Genomic DNA, 9,384 nt, shown 5'->3' on the forward strand with positions numbered 1-9,384 from the left:
AGCCTTGACCTCCTCACGGAGAACGGGCGAGCCACGGCGCGCGTGGTCGTGGCGATGAGCAACAAGCAGTCCACCGACACGGCCAGGCGCGTACGAGGTAGGGCAGCCGAAGCGCGAGGCACCCTGTCACCCGGGCGAGTGGAGAACCCCAGAGGCGCGGGGCTGTGTCACGGTGCGGCTACCGCTAGTGCGGCGCCCCCCGCCACCCGGACACCGGCAGCGCGAACTTCGCCACCAGCCGGTCCGTGAACGAAGCGTGGTGCAGCCGCGCCAGCCGCACCGGCACCGCCCCCCGCCGCACCTCCACCCGCGCCCCCGGCGGCAGCTCCACCGTCCGCCGCCCGTCGCACCACAGCACCCCCGGCTGGATGTGCGGCAGCACCTCCACCGCGAGCACCGAGTCCGGCGACGTCACCAGCGGCTTCGCGAACAGCGCGTGCGCGGAGATCGGCACCATCAGCAGCGCCTCCACCTCCGGCCACACCACCGGCCCGCCGGCGGAGAAGGCATAGGCGGTGGACCCGGTCGGCGTCGACAGCACGATGCCGTCGCACCCGAACCCCGTCACCGGCCGCCCGTCGATCTCCAGCACGACTTCCAGGAGCTTCTCGGCGCCCGCCTTCTGCACGGCCGCCTCGTTCAGCGCCCAGTCGGTGTGCACGATGTCCCCGTTGCGGTGCACGACGACGTCGACGGTCATCCGCTCCTCGACCTCGTACGCCCGGCTCACCACCCGGTCGACGACCTTGTCCAGGTCGTCCCGCTCGGCCTCCGCGAGGAACCCGACGCTCCCGAGGTTGACGCCGAGCATCGGCACCCCGGAGGCACGCGCGAACTCGGCGCCGCGCAGCAGCGTCCCGTCGCCGCCGAGCACGATCAGCAGCTCACAGCCGTCGAGGCTGTGCGGCGACGCCTCCTCGACGAGTTCGACCTCGTCGGGCAGCGGCAGGTCGCGGGCCTCGAAATCCAGTACCCGTACGCCGACTCCCGCCGCCAGCAACCCCTTCACCACCAGCTCGGCGCTGCGGATCGCCGCGGGCCGCCCGGTGTGGGCGAGGAGGAAAACAGTACGAGCTCGGTTCTGTGTCAACGCGGCCCCTCCGCCACTGCACGGTCAACGTCGGCCGGATCCAACTGGGGTGCGCCGGCCCGCAGCCACAGAAAGTACTCGACGTTGCCGGACGGCCCGGGCAGCGGACTCGCGGTGACACCGTTCACCCCGAGCCCCAGCTCCCACGCCTTGTCGGCAACCCCCCGCACGGCCTCCGCCCGCAGCTGCGGACTGCGTACGACTCCCCCGCTGCCCAGTCGCTCCTTGCCCACCTCGAACTGCGGCTTGACCATCATCACCAGGTCGGCGTCCGCCTTCACACACCGCGCCAGGGCCGGCAGCACCAGCCCGAGCGGGATGAAGGACAGATCACCCACGACAAGATCCACAGGCTCCCCATCGATCGCTTCAAGCGTCAACTCGCGTACGTTCGTACGGTCCTTGACGGTGACGCGTTCATCGCTCTGCAGAGACCACGCGAGTTGGCCGTATCCGACGTCGACGGCGACGACGTGCGCGGCGCCCGCCCGCAGCAGCACATCGGTGAACCCGCCGGTCGACGCGCCCGCGTCCAGCGCCCGCCGCCCGGCCACCACGAGCCCCCGCGGCACGAACGCCTGGAGTGCGCCCGCGAGCTTGTGCCCGCCCCGGGACACGTACTCGGGATCGCTGTCGTCGTTCTGCACGACGATCGCCGCGGCGGTCTCCACCTGCGTGGCCGGCTTGGTCGCGACGGTCTTGCCGACGGACACCCGCCCGGCGGCGATCAGCTGGCTGGCGTGCTCGCGCGAGCGCGCCAGCTTCCGGCGGACCAGCTCCGCGTCCAGACGGCGACGTGCGACTCCTGCCACGGTGGGTTCAGCTCCTGCTCTGGTGGTACGACGGTGCGGGCACCGGGGGTCCCGGAGGTCCCGGGCGGGTGTCGAGCGCCGTGAGCGCGTCGCGCAGTCCCCGGTGTACATCCTCGTACACCTCCAGATGCCCGTCGGTGCCGAGGTGGTCGACGTCGCCCAGGCGGTCGAGCAGGGCGTCGACCTCGGCGCTGCCGGTGGGGGTGCGGGGGACGTCCAGGGGGGCGGGGGCGGCGGGGTCGTACTCGGGTTCGGCGGGTACCGCGGCCGGGTTCGTCTCCGCCGCCTCTGCCACCGGGCCCTCGGGCACAGAGTCGGTCATGCCCCGACGCTACCCCGAACCGCTGGGGTACCGTCGATCGCGATGGCCACGATCGAGGAGTGCCGCGCCGCACTCGAGAAGCTCTCGCACAACATGGGTGGCGCCGAGGGCGACGTCCGGGCGGCCGCCGCCATGGACCGCACGGTCAGCTGCCACATCACCGACCTGGACGTCACCTTCGCCGGCCGGCTCACCGGCGGCCGGATCGAGGTGGCGGAGACGTTCCCCGGGCCGCCGCGTGAGAAGGCGCAGATCAGACTCGCCATGGCCGGCGACGACCTGGTGGCCCTGGTCGACGGCGAGCTGAACTTCGCCGGGGCCTGGGGCTCGGGCCGGGTGAAGCTGGAGGCGAACCTGCTGGACCTGTTCCGGCTCAGGAAGTTGTTGTGACCCCGGTCGCCGCGACCCCCCTCGCGCCGGCCCTCGCCTTCCGGGCCGCCGGCACCACCAGCGGGGTTCCCGTCTCCGGGTCGTCGATCACCTGACAGGCCAGCCCGAACACCTCCTCGACCAGTCCGGCGGTGACGATGTCGTTCGGGGCGCCCTCCGCGACGACCCGGCCGCCCTTGAGCGCGATCAGATGGGTGGCGTACCGCGCCGCGTGGTTGAGGTCGTGCAGGACCGCGACGAGGGTCCGCCCCTGTTCCTCGTGGAGTTCGGCACACAGGTCGAGGAGGTCGATCTGGTGCTGGATGTCCAGGTAGGTGGTCGGCTCGTCGAGGAGCAGCAGCGGGGTCTGCTGGGCGAGCGCCATGGCGATCCAGACCCGCTGGCGCTGCCCGCCGGAGAGTTCGTCGACGTACCGGTCGGCGAGTTCGGCGACCCCGGTCTGCTCCATCGCCTCCTGGACGACCCGTTCGTCCTCGGCCGACCACTGGCGCAGCAGGCCCTGGTGCGGGTAGCGGCCCCGGCCGACCAGGTCGGCGACGGTGATGCCGTCGGGCGCGACGGACGACTGCGGGAGCAGGCCGAGGGTGCGGGCGACCTTCTTGGCCTGCATCGACTGGATGACCTGGCCGTCCAGGAGCACCCGGCCCTCGCTGGGCCTGAGCATCCGGGACAGGGCGCGCAGCAGCGTCGACTTGCCGCAGGCGTTGGGACCGACGATCACCGTGAAGGAGTTGTCGGGGATCTCCACCGACAACTGCTCGGCGATGACACGCTGGTCGTAGGCGAGGGTGACGTTCTCGGCGGACAGGCGGTTCACAGTGCTCCTCGGGTTGTTCGTCCCGCCGGTGGGAATCGGGCTCATATCCGGCCGGCCCTGCGCTCGGTGACAAGGAGCCAGAGCAGGTAGACACCGCCGAGGACGCCGGTGACCACGCCCACGGGCAGCTGGTCGGCGCCGAACGCGCGCTGGGACGCCCAGTCCGCGGTGACGAGCAGGGTGGCGCCCATGCACAGGGAGGCCACCAGGTTGGGTCCCGGTGAGCGGGTCAGGCGGCGCGCCAGCTGCGGTGCGGTGAGCGCGACGAAGCTCACCGGACCGGCCGCGGCGGTGGCGGCCGCGGTCAGCAGCACCGCGGACACCATGAGCAGCATCCGCACCCGCTCCACCCGCACCCCGAGGGCGTACGACACGTCGTCGCCCATCTCCGTCATACGCAGGCCCCGGGCGTTGGCGAGGACCAGCGGGACGAGGACCGCGCACAGCCCGAGCAGCGGCCGGACCTGGCTCCAGTCACGGCCGTTGAGGGAGCCGGTCATCCAGACGACCGCACGGGTGGCGTCGACCAGGTCGGCCTTGGTGAGCAGGTAACCGTTGACCGCGGTGACGATCGCGGAGACACCGATACCGACCAGGACCAGGCGGTAGCCGTGCACACCCTGTTTCCAGGCGAGCAGATAGATGCCGAGACCGGTCAGCAGTCCGCCGATCAGCGCACCGACGGTGACCTGGGTGGTGCTGCCGGACATCAGCACGATCACGACGAGCGCGCCGGACGTGGCGCCCTGGGACAGGCCCAGGACGTCCGGGCTGCCCAGCGGGTTGCGGGAGATCGCCTGGAACAGGGCGCCGCCGAGCCCCAGCGAGGCACCGACCAGCAGACCGACCAGGACCCGCGGCAGCCGCAGTTCGTCGACGATGAACTCCTGCCCGGCGGTGCCGTTGCCGGCCAGCGTCCTCAGCACGTCACCGAAGGAGATCGGGAAGTCTCCGGTGCCGATCAGCACGACGCTCGCGGCGGCCGCGGCCAGCAGCAGCGCCACCACGACGACCAGGGCGCGCACGTCCGCCCGCACGGAGAACCCGCCGGGGGTGCGCAGGACACGCGTGTTCCTCACAGCTGGGCCGTCCTCCGCCGTCGTACGAGAAGAATGAAGACCGGGCCGCCGATGACCGCGGTCACGATGCCGACCTGGAGCTCCGAGGGACGGGCGACGACCCGGCCGACGACGTCGGCACCGAGCAGCAGCACCGGCGACAGGACCGTCGCGTACGGCAGGATCCAGCGCAGGTCCGGGCCGGTGAAGGAGCGCACCACGTGCGGCACCATCAGACCGACGAAGGCGATCGGACCGCAGGCCGCGGTGGCCGCGCCGCACAGCACGGTGGCGGCGAGCATGGCGAGGGCCCGGGTACGGCCCAGGTTCGCGCCGAGGGCACGGGCCGTGTCGTCGCCCATCGCCACCGCGTTCAGCGGCCGGGCCAGGCCGAGGGCGAGCAGGGCGCCCGCCCCGAGGAACGGCAGCACCTGCTCGATCGTCGCGTTGCTCGCCGAGGCCAGCGAACCCACCGTCCAGAAACGCAGCTTGTTGAGCGCCGCACCGTCCGTGATCATCACGGCCTGGAGATAGCCGTAGAGCGCGGCGCTGATCGCGGTGCCCGCGAGGGCGAGCCGCACCGGGGTGGCACCCCGGCTGCCGCCCAGGAACCACACCAGCGCACCCACCACGGCCGCACCGGCGAACGCGAACCACACATAGCCGTTCAGCGTGGTGACGCCGAAGAAGGTGATGGCGGTGACCACGGCGGCCGACGCACCCGCGTTGATGCCGAGCAGCCCGGGGTCGGCCAGCGGGTTGCGGGTGAGCGCCTGGAGCACCGCCCCGGACAGACCGAGAGCGGCACCGGCCAGCAGACCGAGGACGGTCCGCGACAGCCGCTCGTCGACGACCACGTCCCCGTACGTCCCGGTGTCGTGGAACAGACCGTGCCAGACCTGCTCCCACGGCAGTTCCTTGGCACCGATCGCGATGCTCGCCAGGGCGACGAGCACCAGGATCACGAGGGACCCGAGAAGACCAAGGGACCGTATCGCCCGGCGGGTCGGGGGCGCGGGGGCGGTGTCCGCGCGCTGTTCGGGTGGACTGTCGACCAACACGTGGTTAGGTTAGCCTACCCTCGCATACATCGCGGTGCCCGGTCCCGCCGAACACCGCGGAGCACGCGGGCGCGTCGCCCTCGACGTCGTCAGAGACCGAGCCGCGCCAGCGCCTTGCCCCCGTCCAGCCCGCAGGAGCCCTCCCCGGCCGCCGTCCAGGCCGCCGCGCACAACGCCCGCAGCCCGTCGAGCGCCTCCCCGTCACCCGACAGCTCCAGCTCATCCGCTCCGGCCGTGGCCGTCCACCCCCCGCACCGGAACCCGTCACCCGCGGCGCTCACCTCCGGCTGCCCGGTGAGCAACCCCCGCAGATCGGCGTCCACATACGTCGGCCGGTGCTGCGGCGGCGCGGCCAGCAGCTGCGGCCCGTCGGTGACGCCGGTCAGCACGAGCAGCGAGTCGACCCCGCCGTTGAACGCGCCCTCGATGTCGGTGTCCAGCCGGTCCCCGACCACCAACGGCCGCTCCGCGCCCGTCCGCAGGATCGTCTCCCGGTGCATCGGCGGCAGCGGCTTGCCCGCCACCTGCGGTTCGGCGCCCGTGGCGATCCGGACCACCTCCACCGCCGCGCCGTTGCCCGGCGCGATCCCCCGCCCGCTGGGAATCGTCAGATCGGTGTTGGACGCGAACCACGGCACCCCGCGCGCCACCGCGTACGACGCCTCCGCGAACCGCCCCCACGGCAGATCCGGGCCGCCGAACCCCTGCACGACGGCCGCCGGATCGTCGTCGGCGGACTCCACCGGCTCCAGCCCCCGCTCCCGCAGCGCGACCCGCAGCCCCTCGCCCCCGATCACCAGGACCCGCGCCCCCGCCGGGACCTGCTCACTGATCAGCCGCGCGACCGCCTGCGCCGAGGTGATGACGTCGCCTGCCTCCGTCGGGATGCCCAGCTCCGTGAGATGCCCGGCCACCGCGTCCGGCGTCCGCAGCGCGTTGTTGGTGACGTACGCCAGACGCATGCCGCCCGAGCGGGCCACCTCAAGCGACTCCACCGCGTGCGCGATCGCGCTGCCACCCGCGTACACCACCCCGTCCAGATCGAGCAGCGCCGTGTCGTACGCCGTGCTCAGGGCCTGTCCGCTGCCCTCGGGACCAGTCCTGGCGCCCTCGCTCATTCCCCATCGCTCCTTGTCACTCTCGCTCGACCCGCCTTCCCCACCGATCATCCCGCACGCACTGACACACGTACGATGCCGGGATGAACACTGCAGGTCACTCGGAAGCAACGGAGCGCCGAGGCCTGGAACTCACCCCGTTCCGAGGCCTTCGCTACGACCCGGACCGGGTCGGCAGTCTTGCGGCCGTCACCTCCCCGCCGTACGACGTCGTCGTACGCCCCGACGGAGTCCACCACCTCCAGTCCGCGGACCCGCACAACATCGTCCGCCTCATCCTTCCCCAGGCCGGCACCCCCAGCGCCCGCACCGAACAGGCAGCGGACACCCTGCACCGCTGGCGGGCCGAGGGCATCCTCGCCCTGGACCCGGAACCCGGCCTGTACGTCTACGAACAGCGCGACGACAACGGCATGCTCCAGCGCGGGGTCATCGGCGCCCTGCGCGTCTCGGAGCCGTCCGAGGGCGTGGTGCTGCCGCACGAGGAGGTCATGCCCCCGGTCGTCGCGGACCGAGCGGCCCTGATGCGCGCCACCTGGGCGAACCTGGAACCCCTCCTGCTCACCTACCGGGGCAACGGCACCGCCGCCGAGGTCGTCGAGGCCACCACCCGACGGCCCCCGCTGCTCGCGACCACCACGGAGGACGGCTACCGCCACCGCCTCTGGTCGATCACCGACCCCGCCGAGGTGGCCCGCGTCCAGTCCGACCTGGCCCACCACCAGGCACTGATCGCCGACGGCCACCACCGCTGGGCCACCTACCTGCGGCTACGCGCGGAGCACACCTCTCCCAGCCCCTGGGACCACGGCCTGGTGCTCCTCGTGGACACCGCCCGCTACCCGCTGCGCGTCCGCGCCATCCACCGTCTGCTGCACGGCCTGCCGGTCGCGGACGCCCTGACGGCCGTCGAGGGCAGTTTCCGGGTACGCCGACTCGACGTGACCCTGCCGAAAGCACAGGAGGCGCTCGCGGACGCGGCCTGCGCCGGCAACGCGTTCCTGCTGGCCGGCGACGGCGTGTTCCATCTGCTCGACCGTCCCGACCCGGACCTGCTGGCCCGCACGGTCCCGGCGGACCGCCCGGCCGCCTGGCGCACCCTGGACGCCACCGTCCTGCACACCACGCTCCTCGAACACGTCTGGCACATCCCCGAGGACTCCCCCGCCCACATCGCCTACATCCACGACGCGGCGGCGACGGTCACCAAGGCCGAACAGGACGGCAGTACGGCCGTCCTCATGCACCCGGTCCGCGAGGAGGTCGTCCGTGACCTCGCCCGCCAGGGTGTGACGATGCCCCGCAAGTCGACGTCCTTCGGTCCGAAGCCGGCCTCGGGACTGGTGCTGCGGGCGCTCGACGTCTGAACGCCCTTCGGAAGGCGGAACGCGGAAGGGGCAGGCCCCGGATCGGAGCCTGCCCCTTCTGCTGTGTCACGCCGCTATGTCACGCGCCGGGATCAGTCCCGCTCGGTGTCGACGTCGGTGTCGTCGGTGTCTTCGTCGGTGTCGGGCTCTTCGGCCGCCTGGTCGGCCACCGAGTCGGACTCACCGGAGTCCGACTTGCCGGACTCCGGCTTGTCGTCCTCCTCGCTCGCGTCGTTCCCGTCCTCGTCCTCGTTTTCGTCCTCGTCCTCGTCCTCGTCCAGGGCGTCGACGAACTCGACCCCGTCCAGCTCGGCCAGCCGGTCGGAGGCATCCGTGCTGCCGTCCCGGTCGGCCTCCACGGCCTTGGCGAACCACTCCCGTGCCTCGTCGACACGGCCGGCGGCCAGCAGGGCGTCGGCGTACGCGTACCGCAGTCGCGCGGTCCACGGCTGGACCGAGTTGGACGCCAGCTCGGGGCTCTGCAGGGTCACGATCGCCGCGTCCAGCTGCCCCATGTCACGCCGGGCACCGGCGGCGACGAGCCGCATCTCGACCTGACCGGCCTTGTCGAGCTTGTGCACCTCGGGGGCGCCGGCCATGTCGAGCGCCTTCTCCGGCCGCCCGAGTCCACGCTCGCAATCGGCCATCACCGGCCACAGGTCCACGTTGCCGGTCATGCGCCGAGCCGCCCGGAACTCGGCGAGCGCCTCGGAGTACTTCTGGTTCGCGTACGCGGCGAACCCGGCCGCCTCACGCACGGCGGCGACGCGGGACGCCAGCCGCAGGGCCACCCTGGAGTAGCCGTAAGCGCCCTCGGGGTCCTCGTCGATGAGCCGCGCGACCATCACCAGGTTCCTGGCGACGTCGTCCGCGAGCGTCTTGGGCAGGCTCAGCAGCTCCTGCCGCACGTCCTTGTCGATCTCGTCGCCGGTGACGTCCTCCGGGATCGGCAGCCGCTTGATCGGCTCCCGGTCACGGTCGCGGTCCCGGTCGCGGTCGTCGCGGCGCGGGTAGCCACCACCGCGCCGGTCGTCACGCCGGTCGTCACGGCGATCGTCCCTGCGGAAGCCACCGCCGCGGTTGTCGTCACGGCGGGGGCCGCGGTCGTCACGCCGGTCGTCGCGGCGGGGGTAGCCGCTGCCGCCACGGGTGTCGTCGCGACGCTGGTATCCGCCGCCACCGCGGTTGTCGTCACGACGGGGACCTCGGTCGTCACGGCGGTCGTCGCGCCGGAACGCGGGACGGTCACCGCGGTCGTCACGACGCGGACCACGGTCACGGTCATCACGACGACCGTAGCCGCCACTGCCGCCACGGTTGTCGTCGCGCTGGCCGTAGCCGCCACCGCC

10 protein-coding genes are annotated in these 9,384 nt (G+C 72.5%); 2 read left to right on the forward strand and 8 right to left on the reverse strand.

The genetic code is table 11. The features are described from left to right. Window positions 1–184: 184 nt before the first annotated feature. From ABZ646_RS32605 to ABZ646_RS32615, 3 genes are read right to left on the reverse strand one after another with little or no spacing between them, the layout of a single operon-like run. On the reverse strand, window positions 185–1,090 hold the full coding sequence (locus tag ABZ646_RS32605; RefSeq protein WP_132889008.1) for an NAD kinase: 906 nt from the start codon (window positions 1,088–1,090) through the stop codon (window positions 185–187). Beyond that, the gene (locus tag ABZ646_RS32610; RefSeq protein WP_360526897.1) at window positions 1,087–1,902 is read right to left on the reverse strand and encodes a TlyA family RNA methyltransferase; all 816 of its coding nucleotides are present in this window, start codon (window positions 1,900–1,902) and stop codon (window positions 1,087–1,089) included. Before ABZ646_RS32610 ends, ABZ646_RS32605 begins: the two co-directional genes overlap by 4 nt. Window positions 1,903–1,909: 7 nt before the next feature. Further along, window positions 1,910–2,224 (reverse strand): hypothetical protein, encoded by a 315-nt coding sequence (locus ABZ646_RS32615; protein ID WP_360526900.1) that lies wholly within the window; start codon window positions 2,222–2,224, stop codon window positions 1,910–1,912. 42 nt (window positions 2,225–2,266) lie between these two features. Here ABZ646_RS32615 and ABZ646_RS32620 point away from each other — a divergent pair, with 42 nt between their 5' ends. After that, entirely contained in the window at window positions 2,267–2,614 is a 348-nt protein-coding gene (locus ABZ646_RS32620; RefSeq protein WP_360526902.1) for an SCP2 sterol-binding domain-containing protein, read from the forward strand. Here the strand turns inward: ABZ646_RS32620 and ABZ646_RS32625 are convergent. From ABZ646_RS32625 to ABZ646_RS32640, 4 genes are all read right to left on the reverse strand, one after another. Further along, complete coding sequence (locus tag ABZ646_RS32625) at window positions 2,598–3,476, reverse strand: ABC transporter ATP-binding protein (protein ID WP_360526905.1); 879 nt, start codon at window positions 3,474–3,476, stop codon at window positions 2,598–2,600. The genes ABZ646_RS32620 and ABZ646_RS32625 overlap by 17 nt on opposite strands. Then, window positions 3,473–4,510, reverse strand: a complete 1,038-nt coding sequence (locus tag ABZ646_RS32630) for an iron chelate uptake ABC transporter family permease subunit (protein ID WP_360526908.1) — start codon at window positions 4,508–4,510, stop codon at window positions 3,473–3,475. The genes ABZ646_RS32625 and ABZ646_RS32630 overlap by 4 nt, the downstream gene beginning before the upstream one ends. Next, entirely contained in the window at window positions 4,507–5,550 is a 1,044-nt protein-coding gene (locus ABZ646_RS32635; RefSeq protein ID WP_360526911.1) for an iron chelate uptake ABC transporter family permease subunit, read from the reverse strand. Before ABZ646_RS32635 ends, ABZ646_RS32630 begins: the two co-directional genes overlap by 4 nt. Window positions 5,551–5,639: 89 nt before the next feature. Further along, window positions 5,640–6,668 (reverse strand): HAD hydrolase-like protein, encoded by a 1,029-nt coding sequence (locus ABZ646_RS32640; RefSeq protein ID WP_360526914.1) that lies wholly within the window; start codon window positions 6,666–6,668, stop codon window positions 5,640–5,642. A gap of 83 nt (window positions 6,669–6,751) precedes the next feature. On the opposite strand from ABZ646_RS32640, the gene ABZ646_RS32645 reads away from it, so the two are divergent. Beyond that, window positions 6,752–8,035 carry a DUF1015 domain-containing protein gene (locus ABZ646_RS32645; protein WP_360526917.1) on the forward strand — a complete coding sequence of 428 codons (1,284 nt, stop codon included), beginning with the start codon at window positions 6,752–6,754 and terminating at the stop codon, window positions 8,033–8,035. Between the two features lie 92 nt (window positions 8,036–8,127). On the opposite strand, the gene ABZ646_RS32650 is transcribed toward ABZ646_RS32645, so the two are convergent. Next, entirely contained in the window at window positions 8,128–8,943 is an 816-nt protein-coding gene (locus ABZ646_RS32650) for a tetratricopeptide repeat protein (RefSeq protein ID WP_360526920.1), read from the reverse strand. Between the last annotated feature and the right edge of the window lie 441 nt (window positions 8,944–9,384).

Source organism: Streptomyces sp. NPDC007162 (genome assembly GCF_040634175.1).
GTDB lineage: Bacteria > Actinomycetota > Actinomycetes > Streptomycetales > Streptomycetaceae > Streptomyces.